The sequence below is a fragment of the Paraburkholderia sp. EG287B genome (assembly GCF_040965595.1).
Classification (GTDB): Bacteria; Pseudomonadota; Gammaproteobacteria; order Burkholderiales; family Burkholderiaceae; genus Paraburkholderia.
In genome coordinates this window covers 198,907-221,636 of the sequence record NZ_JBFRCG010000015.1, presented here as the reverse complement: position 1 = coordinate 221,636, position 22,730 = coordinate 198,907, and the positions used below count along the sequence as shown (strand labels likewise).

Here is a 22,730-nt window from a genome sequence, read left to right as displayed (position 1 = left end):
ATTCCCGGCATTCCTTCCCTGCTGCGGGCCCAAAAAAACATGGCAAGACCGGCGGCTTCGGCCGAACGCAACGATGCTCAATCCGAAAGCCGGCGCAAGTACGATCCCGAGCAGACCAAGCGCAATATCCTCGAAGTGGCGACGGCCGAATTCTCGGCCATGGGTCTCGCAGGCGCGCGTGTAGACGCGATCGCCGAGCGCACCAATACCACCAAGCGCATGCTGTATTACTACTTCGGCAGCAAGGAAGGGCTGTACGAAGCGGTGCTCGACAAGGTCTACGGCGACATCCGCGCGCTCGAACTCGACCTGCACATCGACGAACTGGACCCCATGGAAGGCCTGCGGCGGCTCGTCGAATTCACCTTCGACTATCACGACCGCCATCGCGACTTCGTGCGCCTCGTGACGATCGAGAACATTCACGGCGCGAAGTACATCGAGCGCCTGAAGACCTTCCGCAGCCGCAACGCCAGCGCGATCCGCACGATCGAAGACCTGCTCGCGCGCGGCGTGGCGAGCGGCGCGTTCCGCGAAGACATCGATCCCATCGACCTGCACCTGCTCATCAGCTCGATGTGCTTTCACCGCGTGGGCAACCGCCACACGTTCGGCGCGGCGTTCGGGCGCGACCCCTCGCATCCGCGCCTGCGCGCGCGCCATCGCGAGATGATCGTCGACGCCACGCTGCGCTTCGTCAAGAAGTAAGGCTCAGCGCCGCGGCCGCCGCGGCCGCCCCGGCCGCTTTGGCCGCTTCCCGAGCGCCTGCCGATGCGGGACGCATTGGCCACGGTGCGCCCGATCCCCGTACGGCGCCGCGCCGGGTCGCCGAAAATTCCCGGCGAACCCTGCAGATTTATCTCCAATAGCCCGGCGAGCCCCGTCCCACGTGGCTGACAGCTAGCATCGCTTGTCCCATAAAAGTGCGCAAACGCATTACACTACGGCGGTCACGGCCGCCGCGTGCGGCCACGCCCAGCGCAGCCGCGCCCCGCCTCGCCGGCAGGGCCGGCGCGCCGGTCCACGCCACCGGAGAGTCTTTAGCGCAATGAGCACCGCCATGCCCCGTTCCGGCCAAGCCGGCCTGCCTCGACAGACTCAGGGTCGCTTCACCCTCGGCACGCGCATCGTCTTCAGCTTCGGCCTGCTGTTCGTGCTGATGCTCGCGATGGCCGCGATCTCGTGGGACCGCCTGCGCGCGATCGATAGCGAGGCGATGAGCCTCACGGGCGATTCGGTGCCGGGCCTGTTCTACGCGACCTCGCTGCGCGCGGCGGCCAACCAGACCTATAGCCTCGTCGAGCGCGCGGCCTTCGTCGATGCCGACGCGGACAGCGTGGCCCACGACCTGTCTGGCCTGCCCGCGGCCCTGGCGCAGGTGGAGGAGACCGCACGGCAGTACGAACGCACGCTGTTTCGCAGCGACGACCGCGAACGCTTCCAGCGCTTTCGCGACGCGTACGCGCGCTATCTGCCGCTGGCAAAGGCGGTAGCGAGCCAGCTGCCCGCCTCGCGCCCGGCTGCGCAGGCCGCGTTCGCGCAGATCGGCCCGGCCTGGCAGGAGGTGCTCGCCACGGCCAACGCGCTCGTCGAGGAAAACCGTCAGCAGGCCGACGAGTCCGCGCAGACCATCCGCAACTCGGTCACCGGCACAGAGATCACGCTCGCCACGGCGCTGGGTATCGTGCTGCTCGCCGCGCTCGCCACGGGTTACGCGCTCTATCGCGCGATCACGGTGCCGATGGCGCGCCTCGTCGAGGTGCACGACTCCATGCGCACCGGCAACCTGTCGCAGCGTCTCGCGCTGAACCGCGGCGACGAATTCGGCGTGCTCGAAGACGGCTTCAACCGCATGAGCGACGAACTGGCCAGCCTCGTCGCCCAGGCGCAGAAGTCGTCGCTGCAAGTCTCGACCTCGGTGGCCGAAGTGGCCGCGACGTCGAAGGAGCAGCAGGCCACCGCGAGCGAGACGGCGGCCACCACGACCGAGATCGGTGCGACCTCGCGCGAGATTTTCGCCACGGCGCGCGACCTCGTGCGCACCATGAGCGAGGTGGCGACGGTGGCCGAGCAGTCGGCCGGGCTCGCCAGCACGAGCCAGAGCGGCCTCACGCACATGGAAGAAACCATGCGCAGCGTGATGGAAGCGGCGGGCTCGGTGAACGCCAAGCTCGCCATCCTCAACGAGAAGGCCGTGAGCATCAATCAGGTCGTGGCGACGATCACGAAGGTGGCCGACCAGACCAATCTGCTTTCGCTGAATGCGGCGATCGAAGCGGAGAAGGCGGGCGAGTACGGGCGCGGCTTCTCGGTGGTCGCGACCGAAATCCGCCGCCTCGCCGACCAGACGGCCGTGGCGACCTACGACATCGAGCAGACCGTGAAAGAGATCCAGTCGGCGGTGTCGGCGGGCGTGATGGGCATGGACAAGTTCGCGGAAGAAGTGCGGCGCGGCATGCACGACGTGCAGGCCGTGGGCGCGCAGCTTTCACAGATCATCGGCGCAGTGCAGACGCTAGCGCCGCGCTTCCAGGTCGTCAACGACGGTATGCAGGCGCAGGCCACCAGCGCCGAGCAGATCACCCAGGCGCTCACGCAGCTTTCCGAAGCCGCCCAGCAGACGGCGGAGTCGCTGCGCCAGTCGTCGCAGGCCATCGACAATCTCACGCTCGTCGCCAACGAACTGCGCACCGGCGTGTCGCGGTTCAGGATCGAGGCGTGACGCGGGAGCGGCGATGCTCTTCTTGGTGTTCGAACTGGACGGCGAGCGTTACGCGCTCGATGCCCGCGAGATCGCGCACGTGCTGCCGCTCGCGCCCGTGCGCGCGTTTCCGGGCACGCCCGCGTATATCGCCGGCGTGATCGACTATGAGGGCGCGCCCGTGCCCGTGGTCGATCTGCCGATGCTCGCGCTCGGGCGGCCCGCGCGCACGCTGATGTCCACGCGGCTCGTGCTCGTCTATGACCGTCAGGACGACGCCGGGCCGGCCGCCGCTCATGCGCCGCCGCGCCGCCTCGCGCTGCTGCTCGAAAGCGCGACGCGCACGCAGTCGATTGCGCCCGAGCGCTTTGCCGAAGGCGGCATCGCGACGCCCGAGGCGCGCTGGCTCGGCCCCGTCGCGCGCGACGAGCGCGGCTTCGTACAGTGGGTGAAGGTGGCCCAGCTGCTCGACGCGCGCGTGCGCGCGCGGCTCTTTCCCGATCCGCCTTCGTGGCAAGGCACGCCATGAGACAGGCCGACCCGCGCTTCGCCGCCTGGCTGCTCGACGAGACCGGCATCGACGCCGAATCGCTGGGCGCCAACGCGCTCGCCCGCGCGGTGGGCGCACGGGCGGCGGTGACGCTCGAGGTCCACGCCGACCTGCATCCGGCGCTCACGCGCAAGGAGTGGATGAGCGGCGCCGCGCTGCCCGAATGGGCGCGCGAAGCTTACTGGCAGCGTCTCACGACTACGCCTGCCGAGCGCCAGGCGCTGATCGACGCGCTCGTGGTGCCCGAGACCTGGTTCTTTCGCGAGCGCGAGGCCTTCGCGGCGCTCGCGCGCCTCGGCGCCAAGCGGCTGGCCGCGCAGCCCGGCGACGTGCTGCGCGTGCTGAGCGCGCCGTGCTCGAGCGGCGAGGAGCCGTACTCGGCGGCCATGGCGCTGTTCGACGCGGGCCTCGCGCCCGGGCAATTCGCCATCGACGCGATCGACATCAGCGGCCAGTCGATCGCGGCGGCCGCGCGCGGCGTCTATGGCCGCAATGCGTTTCGCGGCGACGGCCTCGCGTTTCGCGAGCGCTATTTCGAGGCGGCGCCGGACGGCTGGCGGATCGCCGCGACGGTGCGCCGGGCGGTGACTTTCGAGCGCGCGAACCTGTTCGAATGGCTCGCCCCGCATCCGGTGCGCTACGACTTCATTTTTTGCCGCAACGTGCTGATCTATTTCGACCGCGCCTCGCAGGACCGCGCCATCAACTTGCTGCGTGCGCGGCTCACGGCGGGCGGCATGATCTTCGTCGGACCGGCGGAAACCGGGCTGATGATGCGCCACGAGATGGTGTCCGCCTATATTCCGCTCGCGTTCGGCTTTCGCGCGCCGGAACCCGGTGCGACGGCGGATCATCAACATCCGGCGAGCCCGGCGGCCGCCGTGCCGCCCGCGCTCACGCCGTTGCCGGTGATGGCCGCCACGGCAGCGGCGCCCGCCTTCGGCAGCGCGCCGGTGTTCGCGCCGCTGGACGCGCCCGTGGCCGCGGCAGCACGCGGGTTCGCGCCGTCGCGGCTCTCGCTGCGGCCCTTGCACGGCGCGCCGGCTCCGCGCGCGGCGGCTGTCGTGAATGGTCATGCGGCGGGAGGGCCGTCCACCGGCGCCACGCCCGAAGCCGCGCTCGCCGACGCGCGGCGTCTGGCCGATGCCGGCGCGCTCGACGAGGCCGAGCGCCTCGCCACGCAAGCGGCGCAGGCGCTGACGCAGAACGCGGGCACCTGGTATCTGCTAGGCCTGATCGCCGATGCGCAGGGCCGCGCAGCCGTTGCGCTTGCGCACTATCGCAAGGCCATCTATCTGGAGCCTTCGCACTATGAGGCGCTCACGCATCTGGCGGCGCTGCTCGAAGTGCAGGGCGATGCCGAAGGTGCGCGCCGGCTGATGCGCCGTGCGCAGCGAGCCGCACAGGAAGTCGCTCAGCGCGGCGAAGCGGACGCAGGAGGCTCGCATGCCTGAGCGCGAACTAGAACAGGACTTCGCGCCGGCGGCGCAACTGCCCGAGCAGTGCTGGAAAGTCATCGGCACGCTGGGCGACAACTCGTGCCCGCGCCTCGAAACATGCGTGCGCTGCCTGAACTGCCCGGTTTTCGAAGCAGCGGCGGCGCGCATGCTCGACCGTCCCGCGCCGCTTGCGCCGTCCGCGCTTGAGCTCGACCGCGCGCCTGAGTCCGCGGACACGCGCACGCGCGAGCAAGGCTCGCTCGTGTTCCGCGTGGGCGGCGAGTGGCTCGCGCTGCCCGCCACCGCGCTGCGCCAGGTGCACGAGGCGCGCGCCATCCACACGCTGCCGCACCGGCGCAGCGCCGCCGTGCTGGGCGTCGTGAACGTGCGCGGCGTGCTCACGCTCGCGGTATCGCTGGCGGCGCTGCTGCGCATCGATGCCGCGGCGGCCGGCGCACCGTCGCGCGCCGCCCCGCCGCGCCTGCTCGTGACCGAATGGGCGGGCGCGACGACGGCGTTTCCCGTCGATGCCGTGGAGGGCGTGGCGAGCTTCGGCGCCGACGCGCTCCTGCCTGCGCCCGCCACGCTCGCGCAGTCGGTCGGGCGGCACGTGCGCGGCGTGACGCACTGGCGCGGCCGTTCGGTGGGCGTGCTCGATGCCGAGGTGCTATTCGATGCGCTTGCAAGGAGTTTGCGATGAGCGACGACGAACTGAGCCGCCGCTCGCTGCTCGACCTCTTCCATGAGGAGGCGGCGGCGCAGACGCGCACGCTTTCCGCGGGCCTGCTCGCGCTGGAAGATGCCGCCACGCTCGAAGCCTGCATGCGCGCGACGCACTCGCTCAAGGGCGCCGCGCGCATCGTCGGCCTGCCGGAGGCGGTCGAGGTGGCGAGCGCGATGGAGGACTGCTTCGTGGCCGCGCAGCGCGGCGAACTGCGCATCGACGCGGCGCGCATCGATGCATTGCTCGTCGGCATCGACTTGGTGAGCGCGGCAGGCGATGCCGCGGCGCCCCCGCTTTCGCACGAGGCGGTCGCGGCATTCGTCGCGCGTCTGCAGGGCGGGGCGCAGCCCGACGTGTCCAAACCCGCGGCCGACGTCGCCGCGAGCGTACCGGCAACCGACGACCTCGCCGCGCTGGCGGCGTCACTGCGTCTGCCCGAGCCAGAGCCGGAGGCGGTCGCATCTGGCGACGTCGAACCCGTGCCGCTGGCGCAACCCTCGCCCCCCCGTTCTGCCGACGCCGAGCGCATGCTGCGCGTACGCGCCGGCACGCTCGACCGCTTGCTCGGCTTCGCGGGCGAATCGCTGGTGGCGTCGCGCCGCATGCGGCCGTTTGCGGAGGGGCTCTTGCGCACGCGCCGCGCGCAGGGCGACGTGCTCGCGGCGCTGGGCCAGTTCCAGGAACGCCACGGAGATGCGCTCGACGTCGATGCGCGCGCCGCGCTCGCAGCAATTCGCAATGCAGTAGGGTCGCTGGATCGTCAGCTATCCGAACGATTCGACGACGTCGATCGCATCGACCGGCGCGGCACGCAACTCGCGCAACGCCTCTACGACGAGGCCCTGCAATGCCGCATGCGGCCGTTCGGCGACACGGCGCACACCTATCCGCGCGTGGTGCGCGACCTTGCACGCTCGCTCGGCAAGCGCGTGCGCTTCGCGATTGTGGGCGAGTCGACGCAAGTGGACCGCGACATCCTCGAAATGCTCGACGCGCCGCTCGGCCACCTGCTGCGCAATGCGCTCGACCACGGTATCGAGGATCCCGCAACGAGACGGCGCGCGGGCAAGCCCGAAGAGGCGAGCCTCACGCTCGAAGCGCGCCATAGCGCCGGCAAGCTGCTGATCGCCGTGGCCGACGACGGCGCGGGCATCGATCTGGACGCATTGCGCGCGAGCATCGTCTCGCGCTCGCTCGCGCAGCCCCAGGCCGTGGCCGCGATGTCCGACGCCGAGCTGTTCGACTTCCTGCTGCTGCCGGGCTTCTCGCTGCGCGACACCGTCACCGACGTGTCGGGCCGCGGCGTCGGCCTCGACGCCGTGCAAAACTTCGCGAAGGCCGTGCGCGGCACGGTGCGCATCGAGAGCGCGGCCGGGCGGGGCACGCGCTTCGTGCTGCAGTTGCCGCTCACGCTCTCGGTGGTGCGCAGCCTGATCGTCGAGGTCGCGGGCGAGGCCTATGCGTTCCCGCTCGCGCACGTGCGCCGCGCGCTCAGCGTGCCGCGCAGCACGATCGAGATGCTCGAAGGCCAGCAGCACATTGCCTTCGAAGGGCGGCCCGTGGGGCTCGTGACCGCGCGCCAGCTGCTCGGCGCGGGTGCCGAAGCCACGACCGCGGCAGACCTGAACGTCGTGCTGGTGGGCAGCGAGGCGGGCCTCTATGGCGTGGCCGTGGACCGCTTCGCGGGCGAGCGTACGCTCGCCGTGCAGCCGCTCGACGCGCGTCTGGGCAAGGTGCGCAACGTCTCGGCGGCGGCGCTGCTCGACGACGGCGAGGTCGTGCTGATCGTCGACGTGGAGGACATCGTGACGTCGGTTGCGCGGCTCGTGCGCGACGGCCAGCTCGCGGGCGTGGCGCGCGGCGGCGCACACGATGGGGCGCGCGCTCGCAAGCGCATTCTGGTTGTCGAGGACTCCTTGACGGTGCGGGAGCTGGAGCGCAAGCTGCTCGAAAAACGCGGCTACGACGTCACGGTGGCGGTGGACGGCATGGACGGCTGGAGCACCTTGCGCAACGCGCATTTCGACCTCGTCATCACCGACGTCGACATGCCGCGCATGGACGGCATCGAACTCGTCACGATGATCAAGGGGGACGCGATGCATCGCAACGTGCCGGTGATGATCGTTTCGTACAAGGATCGTGAAGACGACCGGCGGCGCGGCCTCGACGCGGGCGCCGACTACTATCTGACCAAGGGCAGCTTCCATGACGAAGCGCTGCTCGACGCAGTGAACGACCTGATCGGAGAGGCGGCAGGATGAACATCGGTATCGCCAACGACATGCCGCTAGCGGTCGAGGCGCTGCGTCAGGCCATCGCGACGCGGCCGGGCCATCGCGTGCTGTGGGTCGCCGCGAACGGCGAAGATGCGGTGCAGTTCTGCGCGGCGCAGGTGCCCGACGTGATCCTCATGGATCTCGTGATGCCGAAACTCGACGGCGTGGAGGCCACGCGGCAGATCATGGCGCGCTCGCCGTGCCCCATTCTGATCGTCACGAGCAGCGTGGGCGCGAACGCCTGGCGCGTGTACGAGGCGATGGGCGCGGGCGCGCTCGATGCCGTCGATACCCCCACGCTCGCCGGGCCCGATACACGCCGCACCATGGACCTGCTGCTCGCGAAGATCGAGCAGATCGGGCGCGTTTCAGGCGCGCTCGATCTCGCCGCGCGCGCGCCGGCGTTCAGCGCTGCCGGCATGGCAAAAGCACCGCTCATTGCGATCGGCGCCTCGGCGGGCGGGCCCAGCGCGCTCGCCGCCGTGCTCGGCGCGCTGCCCGCCGGTTTCGGCGCGGGCATCGTGATCGTGCAGCACGTGGACCAGTCGTTCGCCGCGGGCATGGCCGCCTGGCTCGACGGCCAGACGCCGCTCACGGTGCGCATCGCGCTCGAGGGCGAACAGCCCGAGCCCGGCTGCGTGCTGCTCGCCGCGACCAACGATCATCTGCGCATGACAGCGGGCGGCAAGCTGGCTTACACTCGCGAACCGGCCGACACACCCTACCGTCCCTCCGTCGACACGTTCTTTCACAGCCTCGTCGAGTCCTGGACCGGCGAGGCGATCGGCGTGCTGCTCACGGGCATGGGGCGCGACGGCGCCATCGGCCTGAAGGCGATGCGCGCCAAGGGCTGGCACACCATCGCCCAGGACGAGGCGACGAGCGCCGTATACGGCATGCCCAAGGCGGCGGCCGCGCTGTTCGCCGCGCGCGCGATCCTGCCGCTCGGCGCCATTGCCGCCGAGCTTGCGAGCCGGGTGAAACTACTGCATCAACCCGCCGGCTAGACGCCAGCCATCACGAGACGCGACCGATATCATGACCGAGAAGTCCAATCTTCCCACCAGCGCAAACGTTGCCGACGGCATCGGGCCGGACGTCGGCGTCGACGCGGGTCTCGACCCGGGCAGCGCCGACGACGCTTCGCTCGCCGTCGCGCTGGAGGCCGTGCGCAGCGCGCTGGAGCAGACGCTGCCCGCCGCCGACATGCCGATGATGGTGCTGCTGGTGGACGACCAGGCGATCGTGGCGGAGGCCGTGCGCCGGGCGCTCGCCAGCGAGCGCGAGATCGATTTCCACTACTGCGCGCATCCCGACCAGGCCGTGCGCATGGCCGAGGAAGTGCGCCCGACCGTGATCCTGCAGGACCTCGTGATGCCGGGCACCGACGGCCTCACGCTCGTGCGCGCCTACCGCGCGAACGAAGCGACGCGCGACGTGCCGATCATCGTGCTCTCCACCAAGGAAGAACCCGCCATCAAGAGCGCGGCGTTCGCCTCGGGGGCCAACGATTACCTCGTCAAGCTGCCGGACAGCGTCGAGCTGATCGCGCGCGTGAAATATCATTCGCGCTCCTACGTAAGCATGCTGCAGCGCGACGAGGCCTATCGCGCGCTGCGCCGCTCGCAGCAGGAACTGCTGCGGGCGAACCTCGAGCTGCGCCGCCTCACGCATTCGGATGGCCTGACCGGCCTCTCGAACCGGCGCTATCTGGACGAATTCCTGAGCGCCGAGTGGAAGCGGGCGGAGCGCGAGCGCACCGAAGTGTCGCTGCTGATGATCGATGTGGACTACTTCAAGCCCTACAACGACACCTACGGCCACGTGGCAGGCGACAACGTGCTGCGCTCGGTGGCGACGACGATCCGCCGCGAGATACGTCAGCCGCGCGACCTCGTGGCGCGCTTCGGCGGCGAAGAGTTCGCCGTGGTGCTGCCGGGCACGGGCAGCGCGGGCGCGCGGCTGCTCGCCGAGAAAATGCGCCGCGACGTGGTGGGGCTCGCGTTGCCGCACGTGGGCTCCGCCGTGAGCGAGCACCTCACGATCAGCATCGGCGTGGCGACGCTCACGCCCGCGCCGGGGCTCGCGGAAACCGCGCTGATCGAGGAGGCCGACGCCGCGCTGTACCGCGCGAAGCGCGACGGCCGTAATCGCGTGGCGTTTTCCACGCACGCGTCGGGGCGGCCGTAAAGCCGCGGCGCCTCAACCTGGCGTCCAGTCGTACATGAGGATCCTGGCGCGCGCGTCGTCCTCCACGAGCACCACGTAATCGCCGTTATCGCGCTGCGCCGCGCTCATGCCCATATAGATGTCCACCCAACCGCTCGTGTTGCCCACGTTCGCACCGGGCGTCATCGAGCCGACGATCTGGCCGCTGCGCGCGTCGTACACGTCGACCTTCTGCGTGTAGAGCTCCGCGATGAACACGTAGTTGCCGGCCACGGCGATTCCCACCGTCGTCACCTGCGGGCTGCTGCCCGTATTCCAGGGCAATGACGCCTGCCACGTGAGCGTGAGCGAACCGCTCGACCAGTTGTCGTAACGCGCGAGCACGGGCCCCGCTTCCTTCCAGTGCGACGCATCCCACGGAATGTTCGCGGTGAAGCCGGTGATGTACATCGTGTCGGTTTCGGCCACGTAGACGATCCGCGCGATGCGGTTGAACGGCGCCGGCATCGGGAACATCTTCGACGATGCGTAGGTGTACTGCGGATTGCCCTGCGCGTCGAGCCCTTGCATCGGCATCTCGCGAATCCCCGAAAGGGGCGTGGCGAGCCACACGTTGCCGGGCGTGTCCACCCACCAGTAGCCGTTGCCGACGGTCGCGCCCGTCGACGGGTTCGAGGCGATCTCGCTGGCGTCCACGTGGCCGTCGCCGTTCGCGTCGCGCCACATCCACTCTCCGTAGGTCGGCTGGCCGGCGGGCCAGTTGCCGGGCATCGGATTCTGGGCGAGCAGGCCCGAGGGAATCGCGACTTCGCCATCGGTTGAAGGCGAGAAGCGGTAGATGTTCAGGTAGTGTGCGTACTGGTCGAGCGTATAGAGGAATGGCTGGCCATTGAAGCGGCGCACCATGGGCGAGCCGCGCACGCCGCGCGTGGAGTGCAGCGCGGGATCGTCGGGATACGCGAAGCGGTTGAGCGTGAAGCCCGCATAGGTCCATTGCTTGCCGGGCGCCTGGCGGTAGTCGAGCGTGAAGCGCTTCGAGCCGGTGAAGACGTTCGCGGTGTTGGCGGGGTCGAAGGCGGCGGCATCGACGAAGGTCAGGCCATCGAGGCGCCAGCCCAGCGTGCGTGTGCCCATCGCGTAACTTTCGAGCACCGCCCCCTGACCGACGAGCGCGGTGCCGTACGGCCGCGGCCCCTGGCCGTTTTGCGCGACGTACAGGTTGCCCGCCTGGTCGTAGCCGATGCTGGTGATGCCGTTGAAGCGCCAGTCGCCGGTCATGCCCTCCACGACGTGGAAGATGCCCTGGCGCGTGCCGAGCGTACCCGCGGCCGCCATCTGGCCGCTCGACGCGCGGGCGTAAAGCAGAATCTGCTGCGAGGGGCCGTTGTCGGCAATCGAGAGTTGGCCGGAAGGCGCGAACGCAAGGTCGGTGGGCACGCTGCCCGCGGGCAGCACGGGCGCATCGTTGAGCGCGGTGCCGTCCTTGCGGTAGTGACCGATGCTCGATCCGTTCGCGTCCTGCATGCCCTGGATCACCCAGAGCGTGCCGTCCGTGGCCAGCGCGATGCGGCCCGGCGTCGGCACGGAGAAAGCACGCATCTGACGCATGGTTTGCGCGTCGTAGACCACGATGCGGCTGTCCGCGGTATCGGCAACGTACAGCTCGGCGTCGGTGGCGGCCAGGCCGCGCACGGCGCCGTCGCTGCTGCCCGGCGCCGCGAGCACGCGCAGGAAGCTGTTTTTCGTCGCGTTCGCGCTGTTGCCGATGCCGCTCGCAAACGGCGCGCCCTGCGCCACGTTCGAGCGCAGCCGGCGCGTCACGCCGAACCACGTCTGGTTGGCGGGCGGATAGTCCGCGCCCACGAGAGCGTTGCTCTGGTTGCCGATCGACATCGCGGCATAGACGTAAGTGCTGTTCGCCGCGATGGCGTCGCCGCCCGCATTGCCCCAGCCGTGCGTGTTGCCGGCCACGGCGAGCTTGTCTCCGCCGCGGTAGACGCCGATCTCGCTGCCGCTTTCGTCCCAGGGCGCGTTCGCGTAGACGGTGCCGTCGGGCGCGACGGCAATCGCCTGGACGTCCTGCTGCATCCACTTGCCGTCGCCGAAACCGAAGCTGTTGCCGATCCAGGACGTGGTGTAGTTGAGCGTGCTTTGCGCAACGCAGGGTTGAATGGCGAGACCTTGCAGCGCAACCGACAAGGCAATGAGGCGAGCAGCATTTTTCACTTGAATTCCCATCAATCACGAACCTGCCGCAGGGTGCGCGGCAGTTGGGCGTGATGCTCGCATGCGCTTTTAAGGAAATAATTCAAATATTATTCAATGCGGGTAATGTGGCGTTTTTTTATGCGGATGCGGTGAATGGGGCACCCGCGTGGCGCAAAATCGCTCGAGCGCCGCGCAAAAGGGGAATTTCGCCGCCCGCGGGAATAATCCGCGCCCGCCGCGCGTTAGCCCCCGCATCTCCACCCAATCAGCATCGATTCACGATCATGAAGTTTCGCGGGCCGCTCGACGAGCCGCCGGTTTCCGAAGCCGATATCCAGGCCTATAGCGACGGCACGCTTGCCGGCGCGCGGGCGGCGCACGTGCGGCGCTACCTCGCGGGCAAGCCCGGCGAATGGCATCGCATCCTGTTCTACCGGCGCCTGAACGCGCAGATCCGCGATGCTTACCCGGCGCCGGGTGCGCCGGGTGCGTCGACCGCGCAGGCGGCGCACTCGCGCACCTCCTCAGCCCGAAGCAGGCGGGTGTTGCGCTACGCTATCGCCCTCGCGGCCGCCCTGGCGATGACGGGCGCCGCAGTGGCGTGGATCGGCGTGACCGAGCCGTCGCAGCAAGTGCTGAACAATGCCGCGGTGATGGCGCTGATGGAAGCCGAAAACGCGCAGCCGGAGGCGCTGGAAGCGGGCGCGGCGCGTGCGCCGTTCGATTTCGGCGCGGCGGGCCTGCACTTTCTCGGCGGCGGCGAAGTGCGGGTCGGCCCGTTCGCGAGGGCGCAGCGCTATGTCTACGAGAACAACCAGGGCGAGCGCGTGGTGCTGCTCGCGAGCCGTGCCTGGCTGGCCGGCGCGGCGCCGCAGTGGAGCGCCCACCGCGCGGGTCCGCTGCGGCTCCTGATGTGGCGCGAGCGCGGCACGCGCTGGGTGCTCGCGGGCAACGCCCAAACGCGCGGCTTGATGCGCGCGGCGGATCTCGCGACGCTCGCCACGCAGCCGGCGCATGAAGGCGAAGGATCGTGAACCTGCCCGACGATGCAAACCGCGCAATGACCCTTGCGGCAATCCAGGATGAAACATGGACATCCGTGACGAGCTGATAGAACACGTGCCGCGCCTGCGACGCTACGCGCGCGCGCTGATCAACAACCGCGAGCTCGCCGACGACCTCGTGCAGGACACGCTCGAGCGCGCCATCGCCCGCACGGAGTTGTTTCGTTCGGGCACCGACCTGCGCGCCTGGCTTTTCACGATCATGCACAACCTGTTCGTGAACCAGGTGCGCAAGTCGGCGGCACGCGGTGCGCACGTTTCCGTCGACGACGACAGCGTGCCCGAAACCGACTATGCCGTGCCCGCCACGCAGACGGGCGCGCTCGAAGTGCGCGATCTGGACTTCGCGCTGCAGCGCCTGCCCGTGGAGCAGCGCGAGGTGGTGCTTCTGGTAGGACTGGAGGAGATGAGTTACGCCGATGTCGCATTGGCGCTCGACATACCGATCGGCACGGTCATGTCGCGTCTGTCGAGGGGACGTGAGCGCTTGCGGGCGCTCATGGCCGGTTCCGTCCCGCGTGCGAATCTGAAGGTGGTGCGATGAGCGAGCAACAAAATCCAGTCACGCAAGACGAGATCCACGCCTACGTGGACGGCACGCTTTCCGAGGCGCGCCGCGCCGACGTGGAGCGCGAGCTCGAGCGCAACCCCGAGCTTGCCGCGCGCGCGAGCGACTTCTTCGCGCTCAACAACCTGCTGCACGAGCGTTACGACCGTGTGCTCAACGAGCCGCTGCCCGCGCGCCTGCGCGTGGCCGCTCCCGAACCCGGGTCGCAAGCGGTGCGAGACACGCGCCCGGCGGCGAACTGGCCGCGCTTCGCGGGCCTTGCGGCGGCGCTGGTGCTGGGCGTGGGAATCGGGTGGGGCATGCACTACGGCATGAGCGGCACGGGCGGAGCCGCAGGCGCGGCTGGCGGCGGCGAGCTGCGGGCGGTGAGCGCGGACAACTCCATGCGCTTCGCGCAGCAAGCGGCGTTGGCGCATGTGGTCTACATGCCGACGGTGGCGCGGCCCGACACGATGGACGTCAGCCAGGAGCAGGACTTCGTGAAGTGGCTCGCGAACCGGCTCGGCACCAACGTGCACGCGCCGATGCTCTCGAAGAGCGGGTTCGAGCTTTCGGGGGGGCGCTTGTTGCCGGCCGACGACGGCGGCGAAGTTGCGCAGTTCATGTATCACAACGCGCGAGGCGAGCGGGTGACGCTGTGTATCTCGCACCGTAAGACGAGCGCCAACACGACCGCGTTCAAGCTTTATCAGGACGGGCCGGTGAATGTGTTTTATTGGGTGGATGGCGACTTTGGTTATGCGCTTTCGGGCGGGATCGACCGTAAGGAGCTGCTGCAGCTTGCGCATGATGTTTATGCGCAGCTGACGCCGCGGTGAGGGTTGGTCTTTTGTTGTTGTTCCTGGCCGGGTTAGCCTTTCGTTGCTTTCGCGTCGGTATGACGCGAAAGCAAGGAAACGCCGAAAGCAGCCAGAAACCGCGCACAGCGCCCATCACCGAATCTTCACAGCAACAAAGCTCCGCGCATTATTCCGCTGAATCAGCAGCGACATGCTCTTCGTCGCCTTCGCCTCGAGCGCGACAGCTTGCTCCTGCGATTCGACCAGCGTGTCGTCGAGCGACAGCACGACGTCTCCAGCCCGCACGCCCGCGCTCGCGGCGGGTCCAGTGGAGGCTTCCACCATCAAACCAAGCGGCAACCCGGTCGTGCGCTTTTCCTCGGCGCTCAGCGCATGCGCGATCAGACCGAGGCGGTCGGCGGCATGGCGCGCGGCCGGTGCTGTCGCAGCGGCGGGCTGCGCGTTCGGGTCTGTCATCGCCGCTTTGACGGCGTGCACGTCAGACGGCGGCGTCTTGCTCACCGGATCCGCTACGGCGGGCGCGACGGGCGCGTCGGTCTTCTCCGCCGCCTGTGCGGCTTCGGTAGCCCGTGCTGCCGTCGCCCCAGCGGCGCCAGCGGCCCCCGCTGCGCCTGTCGCCGCCGCAGGCGCATCCCCATCCGCCGCCTTCGCCTCGAACGCCGTGTTCGAGAAGCCCGCCACCGCGGGCTGACGGTTGCGGATCACCTTCAGCGACGCCGGCGTCGCCGGCGGCACGGCAGCGAGCGCGGCGGCGAGCGTCGCGGCCCGGTCGACGGGTTTGCTGCCGACCTGCACGATCACGTCGCCGGTCCGGATGCCCGCTTTGCCGATGGGCGAGCCAGGATCGACGGCGTCGACGAGCGCGCCGCCCGCGTGCGGCAAGCCGAGCGCGGCCGCAAGCCCGGGGCTGACGTCTTCCACCTGCATGCCGAAGGTGCGGATCGTGCCGCCGTTGCCCGCGGTTGCCGCGTTCGCCGCATTGGCGCTGGCGGCGGGCGCCGCCTTGCGCGCCTGCAACTGCGCGCGGAACTGGTTGGCGGCGTCGATCGGAATCGCGAAAGTCAGGCCCTGGTAGCGGCCGCCGTCCGCGTAAATCTGCACGCCGATGCCGATCACCTCGCCCGCGCGATTGAAGATCGGGCCGCCGGAGTTGTCGGGGTTGACCGCCACGTCGGTCTGCAGGAACGGGAACGGCTTGCCGTCGGGCAGCGTGCGCGAGGTCGCGCTGAGAATGCCCGTCGTCACGGTGTTCTGGTAACTGTCCGGCGACCCGATCGACAGCACGGGCTCGCCGGCGTGCGCCTTCGCCGTATCGGCGAGCTTCACGAACGGCAGATCGTGGCCGTCGATCTGCAGCACGGCAACGTCGCTTTGCGGGTCGACGGCCACGACCTCCGCCTTGAACTCGCGCTTGTCCGTGAGCCGCACGGTCACCTGCTCGGCGTTGTCGACGATATGCGCCGTGGTCAGCACGACGCCATCGGGGCTGACGATGAAGCCGGAGCCCGCGCCCGTCATCACTCGCGGTCCGCCGGCCTCGGCGTCGGACGCCGGCTTCGGCGCGCGCCGGAAGAACGCGAAGAAAGGATCGGCGTCATCGATCGCTTCCTGCTCGGGCGGCGCGGACGGGTCGTCGGCGCTGCGCGCGATCACGTGCACGACGGCTGGGCCGTAGCGCTCGGCGAGCGAGAAGAAGTCGGGCGCGGCCACGGCCGCGGGCGCGTTTGCCTCGGCGGTGGCCTTCGGCGCGGCGGCGTTGTCGCCAGCCGCCTTGTCGCCAACTGCCGTATCGCTTGCCGCCTTGTCGTTAGCGGCCTTGCTGTTAGCGGCCTTATTGGCGGCGGCTTTGTTGGCGGGCGGCTTGGCGGCGGCCGGAGGCGGCGTTGCGGCGTTCGCTTCGTAACAGAAAGCGCTGGCAAGCGCGAGGGCAAGCGCCGCCGCAGGGCGCGAAGTGCGGGCGAAGGTCAGGCGGAGCACAGCACACCTCCCAGTGGTCATCGTGCTGGCGGGCGGCACGCGAACGCGGATAGCAAACGAATGCCGACGTCCATAGTGTAGTCACGCCACAAGACAATTGGGGGGCAGGGTTTGTCCTGTACCGCACGCAAATCGGCACGCAGGCGTCACGGTGCATGCGCGGCGCATCGAACATGACGCCTGGCTGACTTCGCGGCAGGTCAGGATGCTCAGGAAAGGGTGGGGGCGACGCCGAGCAGGCGCGCGAAAAGCCCCGCGAAAAGCCCCGCTCGTCGCGAGCGGGGCTTCGGCTTTGGCGGGGCCGGGAGCGGGTTCCGGCGATCGCTTTCAGCTACCCGAATACAGGTTGCAGAAGCTCACCGGCCCGACACACGTCGTGTGCGGTGCGCCGGAGTCGCTCGTGCCCTGCATCGGCGCGCCCATGCCGCTGGGTTCCTGCTGTTGATGCTGGGCCTTCGCACGCGCGACTTGCTGCGCGGAGATGGGGCTCACGTCGGGATACGAGCTATCGGTCACGAATTGCGAACCGTTGGCCTGCGCTTCGATCAACTGTTCGCGCACCTGGGCACGCGTGAGTCCCTGCGCTGACGCGGTGGATACGGCGCCGATGCAAGCCGTCACGGCGAGCAAGGCGAAAAGCGGGCGGCGGATGATCATTTCGAACTCCTGATTAAATAGCATGGTTCGGCGACCGGCTGGCGCACGGTCGAATCAACGGAGACTGCAATGGGTATACCGCCGCGGGTGGGCTGTTATTCCCGTGAAGTTGTTGCCGCAGGGAGTTTTTCTACGTGAGCTGCACCTGGAGCCAATGCGGCAGGTCCGCGCCGATCAGGCTGACGCCAAAGAGCGCGAGCGCGCCGGCAAACAGAAGGACGAGCGGACTGACCCGCGTCCTGAGCAGCACGCAAAGCGACACGACGGCGATGGCCTTCGCGGGCAGGCCGCCGTTGAGCGACTCGAGCAGCACCCAGCCCGCCGCGAGCATCATGCCGGCCGCGATGGGGCGCAGGCCGCGCTCGAGCGCCAACTGCCACGCCGCGCCCTGATAGCGGCCCCAGATATGCGTGACGCCATAGATGAGGATAGCGGTTGGCAGCAGGAGCGCGGCGGTCGCCACGAGCGCGCCCCAGAAGCCGGCAACCTGCCAGCCGATCAACGTGACGAGCAGCGAACCCGGCCCCGGCGCCATGCGCGAAATCGCGAAGTCGGCCGCGAATTGCGAATGCGTCATCCACGGATGCACGTCCACGACCTGGCGCTGGATCTCGGCGACGATCGCCTGGCCGCCGCCGATCGTCACGAGCGAAAGTGGCGCGAAAATGGCGGCGAACTGACCGAGCAGGCGTGCATTCATCGCGCACCCCGGCGGATCGCCACGTATTCGTAGAGCACGCTCACGGTGCCGCCTGCCACGACCACCCACACCAGCGACCAACGCAGAATGCCGATCGCAACAAAGGTCGCTGCCATGAGCAGCAGCGGCAGGACCTGCCGACGCACGCGCCGTGCGGTGACGACACCCATCGACAGCGACAATCCGGTGGCCGCCGCGGCGGCGCCCGCGATCAGAATCTGCGTAAGCGGATGGAAGATGAGCGCGCCGACCACGCTGCCGATCACGACGATCAGACATGCGGGCGGCACGAGGATGCCCGTTACGGCCACGGCGGCGCCACGCCAGCCCAGCAGCCGGTGCCCGATCCAGATCGCCATGTTCTTGACGTTGATGCCGGGCAGCGCCTGCGAAATGGCGAGCCCGTTGAGAAAGTCCTCTTCGCTGATCCAGTTGCGATCCTGGACGAATTCGCGCAACAGCCAGCCGCTCAAACCGCCGCCAAAGCTCGTCATGCCAATGCGGCTGAAGATCAGAAAGAGTCCGAACAGCGTGGGGCCCGGCGAGGCGTTTGGCGTGGAAGCGGTCACGGGGATGACGGAAGGCGGGTAATGCCGAACGGTTCGGCGATCGTCTCTTGCGGCGGTGGCCGAAATTATAGCGCCGCAACACCTGTGACGCGGGCGCGCGCGGTCACGCAAAATTCAGCGCGAGGTCAGGGCCGTTATGATGGTAGGACTCGCAGCGGCTCGATCGTTGCCATCGCTGCGATCGATGTATTTGCGCTGTCCGCCGTGTGCCGCCTGGCGTGACGTGAACAAAACGCCTTGTCGCCATTGCTCATGCCCAGGAAAAAGACCAGCGTCTGGCTCAAAGGTCTCGAACTGCTCACCCGCATGAGCGCACCGCGACCGAAGACAAAGGCCGCCGCACGCAAAACGGTGCCCGCCAGGGCCGCGCAGGTCGCGAGGCCGGCAGCCAAACCGGCGAGGCGCGCAGGGAAGGCGCACGTGGGGCGTGCGCAACCGGCGGGCACGGCCGGCAGGTGGATCCGCTCCTATCATTCCGCGCCGCCCAGGGCCGGGCATCTCGTCAACCATCTCGCGTATGCGCTCTATTTGCCCGCCGGCGCGGCCAGCGCCACGGGCCTGCCGCTCGTGGTCATGCTGCACGGCTGCAAGCAGACGGCGGAGTCGTTTGCCGCGGGCACGCGGGTTTGCCGGCTGGCGGATCGCGCAGGCTTCGCCGTGCTGCTTCCCGAGCAGGCGAAAACGGCGCACGCGCAGCGATGCTGGCACTGGCACGGCGATCATGCGCAGTCGGAAGCGCCAGCGGTCGCCTCGCTCGTCGATGCCGTCGCGCGCGAGCACGGCTTCGATCGCGAGCGCGTCTACCTCGCGGGCATCTCGGCGGGAGCGGGTCTCGCGTCCGTGCTCGCCATGCGCCATCCGTGGCGCTTCGCGGCAGTGGGCCTGCACTCGGGGCCGGTTTTCGGTGCGGCCAGTTCAACCATGAGCGCGATGAGCGTCATGCGCCACGGCAGCCGCGAAGACCCGGTGCATCTGGTCGATGCCGCGCTCGACGTCGCCGCCCATCCAGGTGTGCCCGCCTTCATCGTGCAAGGCGAAATCGACGCGGTCGTGGCGAAGCGCAACGGCGCACAGCTCGGCATGCAGTTCGCGCGTGTCAACCGGCTGCTCGACGCGCAGGGCGAATTGCGCGTCGGCGAGATCCGGACCTATAGCCGTGACGCGGTGGCATACACCGACTATGTCAAGTCGGGCAGGCTCGTCGTGCGGGTGTGTGTCGTTCGCGGGCTCGGGCACGCATGGAGCGGCGGCGATCCGCGCGAAGCGTTTCATTCGGACCGAGGTCCCGACGCGATGGCGCTGATGTGGCAGTTCTTCCGGCGGCAGCGCCGAACTGCGGCAAGCGACATGGTGTGAGCGGGGCGTCAGCCCTCGTTTGCGCGGCGCACTCTCGCCGGGAGCAGCATGGCTGCCGCGAAGCACAGGAGATGCAGCCCGCCGAGCGCCGCGAACGCCGGCAGGAAGTGCCGCGGTTCGGCAGCGGAAGCACTCGGCATTGCCAGGGAAACGGCGATGGAGACGAGCGTCGTGGCGAACGGGCCGCCAATCCGCTGCGCGATATTCAACGCGGTGTTCGCGACCGGAAGCCGTGCCTTCGGCATGCGGGCATACGCGGCGGAAATCGAAGGAATGCTAATGGTTCCCTGACCCACGCCCGCGATAAAGAGACTCGCCAACGCGAGGCCCGTGGAGAACGCGTGGCCCGTCATCCACAGGAACGGCAGCGTGGCGACGAGCGCCAGCAGTGCGCCGCCCGCCGCGAGCGCGCGGCAGCCCAGCCGCTCGGTGAGAAAGCCCATGAAGGCGAACGAGGCCATCATGCCCGCGCCCGTCGCCGCGAGCAGCCAGCCCGCATGCGCGGCGCTCAGGCCGCAGCCTGCAATGAGGTAGAGCGGAACGGCCAGCTGCCGTCCATACATGATGCCGTTGGCGAAGAATTGCGTGATGGCGGGCACCGCGAACATCCGGTCCGCAAAGAGGCGCACGTCGATCAGCGCCGACGTTGGCCGGCGCAACGAGTGCCACACGAATCCCGCGAGCAGCGCGGCGCCGGCTAGCAGAAACCCCGCGCCTTCGGCGTGCATGGCGCTCTGGAAGCCATAGACGAGCGCGGCGAGCCCCGGCGAGATCAACGCAAAGCCCGCGAAATCGAAGCGGCGCCTTTGTGGTTGGGCGGTGTCGGGCGCGAGCAAACGCGTGGCCAACGTGACGCCGAGTATGCCGACCGGCACGTTGATCAGGAACAGCCAGGGCCACGCCGCGCGCGCCAGCACCGCGCCGGCAAGCACCGGGCCGAGGATCGGCCCGAGCAGGATGGGCAGCGTGGCGTAGCCCATCACGCGCTCCATGTTCCTACCCGCGACGCGCCCGATCATCATCTGCGCCATGGGGGCGAGCAGCCCCGCCACGAGGCCCTGAACGATGCGCGCGCCGATTAGTTCCCCCATGTTTTGCGCCGCGCCGCACAGTACCGAAGCGAGCGTGAAGGCCGTGAAGGCAAAGAGATAAAGCCGCTTCGCACCGACGCGATCCACCAGCCAGCCGTTGAGCGGAAGCATGAGCGCCATGGCCAGCAGGTAGCCGCTCATGATCCACTGCGTCGTGGCAACGGGCGAGTGGAGCGCATGGCCGATGGCCGATAGCGAGACGTTCACGAGCGTCGAGTCCATCTGTGCCATGAACGAGCCGATCGAGACGACCACGGCGACTTTCCAGACGGACGCGGAAATCCGGTTGCCGGCACCGCTGGGCTCACGCGTGCCGCTCATCGTTCAGCCAGCCTTCTCATGATGTCGCCCGCCTTGAAAACGATTCACGCGGATTCGGCTGGGGTACGTCAGCCAATCATGAATATAAACAGCCAAACTTGCAAGTTTACCTGTTGAAAATTTGAAAACCCAGGAAGTGGGATGCCAAACCGCTAACGCCAGACGAGCGCCATGGAGGCGTATGCTTGCCATCAAACGACGGCATTCAACCCCGATGGAGACACGCATGGCGGCACTTCAAATCGACGATGTCCCGGCCGCGATCCGGCAAGCCAAGCGCATGTTGCGCGCGCAACTGCCGAACTATCGCGAAGTGTTCGAGGAGGTCGCGCAGGCCATAGGCGAACAAGCACGGCACATTGCCCGGCTGCGCGAAGCGGGCGAGGCCGTGATCCCGGAGATCGCTTTCGCCGACATCCAGGCGCAGCGCGTGAGTCCCGAGGCGATCGCGCTCGTGAAGGCGCGCGGCGCCTGCGTGATCCGCCGCGTGTTCGAGCCGGAGCAGGCCGCACGCTGGGACGCCGAAATCGCCGGGTACGTGGCGCGCAACGATCTCGACGCGCGTGCCGCGCAGCGCGCGGCGCAGCGCAATGCCCTCCCGCCGCAGGCGAGCCGCCCGTTGATCTATGGCCTCTACTGGTCCCGCCCGCAGGTGCAGGCGCGCGAGTCCGCCGAACTGACGGCCGCGCGCGTCTTCCTCAACCGCCTGTGGCGCCACGAGAGCGAGGGGCGCGTGCATTTCGATCCCGATGTCGTGCCCGTCTACGCCGACCGTCTGCGGCGCCGGCCGCCTGGAACGGCTGCGCCCGGCCTCGCCCCGCATTGCGACGGCGGCGCGGTCGAGCGCTGGGTCGACGAGAGTTTCCGCCAGGTCTATCGCCACGTGTTCTCGGGCGACTGGCGGCGCTACGACCCGTTCGACGGCGCGTACCGCACGCATGCGAGCGAGATTCCCTCACGCATCGCCTCTTCGATGTTCCGCACCTTCCAGGGCTGGACCGCGCTCACGCCGCAGGGCCCCGGCGACGGCACGCTGCAGATCGTGCCCATTGCCAACGCGATGGCGTACGTCCTCTTGCGCGCACTGCAGGACGACGTGGCCGAGGACGACCTGTGCGGCGCCCAGCCGGGCCGTGGGCTGCCGATCAGCCGCGAGTGGCATGCGCCGCTGATCGATGCGCTGATTTCGATTCCTCAGATGCAAGCCGGCGACACCGTGTTCTGGCACTGCGACGTGATTCACTCCGTGGAAGACGAGCACCGCGGCAGCGGCTACAGTAACGTGATGTACATTCCGGCCACACCGGGTTGCGCGAAGAACGACGCCTATTTACAGCGCCAGTTGCCGAGCTTTCTCGAAGGCCGCAGCCCGCCGGACTTTCCCGCCGAACATATCGAAGCCGATCTGGCGGACCGGGCGGGCGTGGCCGATCTCACGCCGCTCGGCCGCACCCAGCTTGGCCTGCCCGGCGTTGCCTAACATGGGCACATGACCCGCGCGTGTCGGCGCATCGATTCGCGCGCTTGCCTGTCAAAGCACGCGTGTGGCATGCTGTG

At 68.9% G+C, this 22,730-nt stretch carries 19 protein-coding genes; 13 read left to right on the top strand and 6 right to left on the bottom strand.

Annotation, left to right across the window (positions count from 1 at the left end; genetic code table 11):
• Positions 1–39 precede the first annotated feature (39 nt).
• The 8 genes from AB4Y40_RS27695 (at position 40) to AB4Y40_RS27660 (ending at position 9,883) form a co-directional block, all read left to right on the top strand.
• The gene (locus AB4Y40_RS27695) at positions 40–708 is read left to right on the top strand and encodes a TetR/AcrR family transcriptional regulator (RefSeq protein WP_368690542.1); all 669 of its coding nucleotides are present in this window, start codon (positions 40–42) and stop codon (positions 706–708) included.
• 340 nt (positions 709–1,048) lie between these two features.
• Positions 1,049–2,722: a methyl-accepting chemotaxis protein gene (locus AB4Y40_RS27690; RefSeq protein ID WP_368690541.1), complete on the top strand. Its 1,674-nt coding sequence runs from the start codon at positions 1,049–1,051 to the stop codon at positions 2,720–2,722.
• Between the two features lie 13 nt (positions 2,723–2,735).
• Positions 2,736–3,230: a chemotaxis protein CheW gene (locus AB4Y40_RS27685; RefSeq protein ID WP_368690540.1), complete on the top strand. Its 495-nt coding sequence runs from the start codon at positions 2,736–2,738 to the stop codon at positions 3,228–3,230.
• A complete protein-coding gene (locus AB4Y40_RS27680; RefSeq protein WP_368690539.1) occupies positions 3,227–4,705 on the top strand; it encodes a CheR family methyltransferase in 1,479 nt (492 codons plus the stop codon). Before AB4Y40_RS27685 ends, AB4Y40_RS27680 begins: the two co-directional genes overlap by 4 nt.
• Positions 4,698–5,390: a chemotaxis protein CheW gene (locus AB4Y40_RS27675; protein ID WP_368690538.1), complete on the top strand. Its 693-nt coding sequence runs from the start codon at positions 4,698–4,700 to the stop codon at positions 5,388–5,390. Before AB4Y40_RS27680 ends, AB4Y40_RS27675 begins: the two co-directional genes overlap by 8 nt.
• Positions 5,387–7,678 carry a hybrid sensor histidine kinase/response regulator gene (locus AB4Y40_RS27670; protein WP_368690537.1) on the top strand — a complete coding sequence of 764 codons (2,292 nt, stop codon included), beginning with the start codon at positions 5,387–5,389 and terminating at the stop codon, positions 7,676–7,678. The genes AB4Y40_RS27675 and AB4Y40_RS27670 overlap by 4 nt, the downstream gene beginning before the upstream one ends.
• Positions 7,675–8,700: a chemotaxis response regulator protein-glutamate methylesterase gene (locus tag AB4Y40_RS27665; RefSeq protein ID WP_368690536.1), complete on the top strand. Its 1,026-nt coding sequence runs from the start codon at positions 7,675–7,677 to the stop codon at positions 8,698–8,700. Before AB4Y40_RS27670 ends, AB4Y40_RS27665 begins: the two co-directional genes overlap by 4 nt.
• Positions 8,701–8,899: 199 nt before the next feature.
• Positions 8,900–9,883 (top strand): diguanylate cyclase, encoded by a 984-nt coding sequence (locus AB4Y40_RS27660; RefSeq protein WP_368690591.1) that lies wholly within the window; start codon positions 8,900–8,902, stop codon positions 9,881–9,883.
• 12 nt (positions 9,884–9,895) lie between these two features.
• On the opposite strand, the gene AB4Y40_RS27655 is transcribed toward AB4Y40_RS27660, so the two are convergent.
• The gene (locus tag AB4Y40_RS27655; RefSeq protein ID WP_368690590.1) at positions 9,896–11,950 is read right to left on the bottom strand and encodes a hypothetical protein; all 2,055 of its coding nucleotides are present in this window, start codon (positions 11,948–11,950) and stop codon (positions 9,896–9,898) included.
• A gap of 404 nt (positions 11,951–12,354) precedes the next feature.
• Between AB4Y40_RS27655 and AB4Y40_RS27650 the strand changes: the two genes are divergently transcribed.
• From AB4Y40_RS27650 to AB4Y40_RS27640, 3 genes are read left to right on the top strand one after another with little or no spacing between them, the layout of a single operon-like run.
• Complete coding sequence (locus AB4Y40_RS27650; RefSeq protein WP_368690535.1) at positions 12,355–13,104, top strand: transcriptional regulator; 750 nt, start codon at positions 12,355–12,357, stop codon at positions 13,102–13,104.
• A gap of 55 nt (positions 13,105–13,159) precedes the next feature.
• Positions 13,160–13,678 carry a sigma-70 family RNA polymerase sigma factor gene (locus AB4Y40_RS27645; protein WP_028205375.1) on the top strand — a complete coding sequence of 173 codons (519 nt, stop codon included), beginning with the start codon at positions 13,160–13,162 and terminating at the stop codon, positions 13,676–13,678.
• Positions 13,675–14,520, top strand: coding sequence for an anti-sigma factor (locus AB4Y40_RS27640; protein WP_368690534.1), 846 nt, complete (start codon positions 13,675–13,677; stop codon positions 14,518–14,520). The genes AB4Y40_RS27645 and AB4Y40_RS27640 overlap by 4 nt, the downstream gene beginning before the upstream one ends.
• A gap of 114 nt (positions 14,521–14,634) precedes the next feature.
• On the opposite strand, the gene AB4Y40_RS27635 is transcribed toward AB4Y40_RS27640, so the two are convergent.
• The 4 genes from AB4Y40_RS27635 to AB4Y40_RS27620 form a co-directional block, all read right to left on the bottom strand.
• Positions 14,635–16,479, bottom strand: a complete 1,845-nt coding sequence (locus AB4Y40_RS27635; protein WP_368690533.1) for a trypsin-like peptidase domain-containing protein — start codon at positions 16,477–16,479, stop codon at positions 14,635–14,637.
• 327 nt (positions 16,480–16,806) lie between these two features.
• A complete protein-coding gene (locus AB4Y40_RS27630) occupies positions 16,807–17,136 on the bottom strand; it encodes a DUF4148 domain-containing protein (RefSeq protein ID WP_368690532.1) in 330 nt (109 codons plus the stop codon).
• A 130-nt stretch (positions 17,137–17,266) separates the two neighbouring features.
• Positions 17,267–17,836 (bottom strand): chromate transporter, encoded by a 570-nt coding sequence (locus AB4Y40_RS27625; protein WP_368690531.1) that lies wholly within the window; start codon positions 17,834–17,836, stop codon positions 17,267–17,269.
• Positions 17,833–18,405 carry a chromate transporter gene (locus AB4Y40_RS27620; RefSeq protein WP_368690530.1) on the bottom strand — a complete coding sequence of 191 codons (573 nt, stop codon included), beginning with the start codon at positions 18,403–18,405 and terminating at the stop codon, positions 17,833–17,835. Before AB4Y40_RS27620 ends, AB4Y40_RS27625 begins: the two co-directional genes overlap by 4 nt.
• Positions 18,406–18,657: 252 nt before the next feature.
• Here AB4Y40_RS27620 and AB4Y40_RS27615 point away from each other — a divergent pair, with 252 nt between their 5' ends.
• Entirely contained in the window at positions 18,658–19,761 is a 1,104-nt protein-coding gene (locus AB4Y40_RS27615) for a PHB depolymerase family esterase (protein WP_368690529.1), read from the top strand.
• Between the two features lie 8 nt (positions 19,762–19,769).
• Here the strand turns inward: AB4Y40_RS27615 and AB4Y40_RS27610 are convergent, their stop codons facing one another.
• Positions 19,770–21,173, bottom strand: a complete 1,404-nt coding sequence (locus AB4Y40_RS27610; RefSeq protein ID WP_368690528.1) for a DHA2 family efflux MFS transporter permease subunit — start codon at positions 21,171–21,173, stop codon at positions 19,770–19,772.
• 226 nt (positions 21,174–21,399) lie between these two features.
• On the opposite strand from AB4Y40_RS27610, the gene AB4Y40_RS27605 reads away from it, so the two are divergent.
• Complete coding sequence (locus AB4Y40_RS27605; protein ID WP_368690527.1) at positions 21,400–22,653, top strand: DUF1479 domain-containing protein; 1,254 nt, start codon at positions 21,400–21,402, stop codon at positions 22,651–22,653.
• Positions 22,654–22,730: the final 77 nt, after the last annotated feature.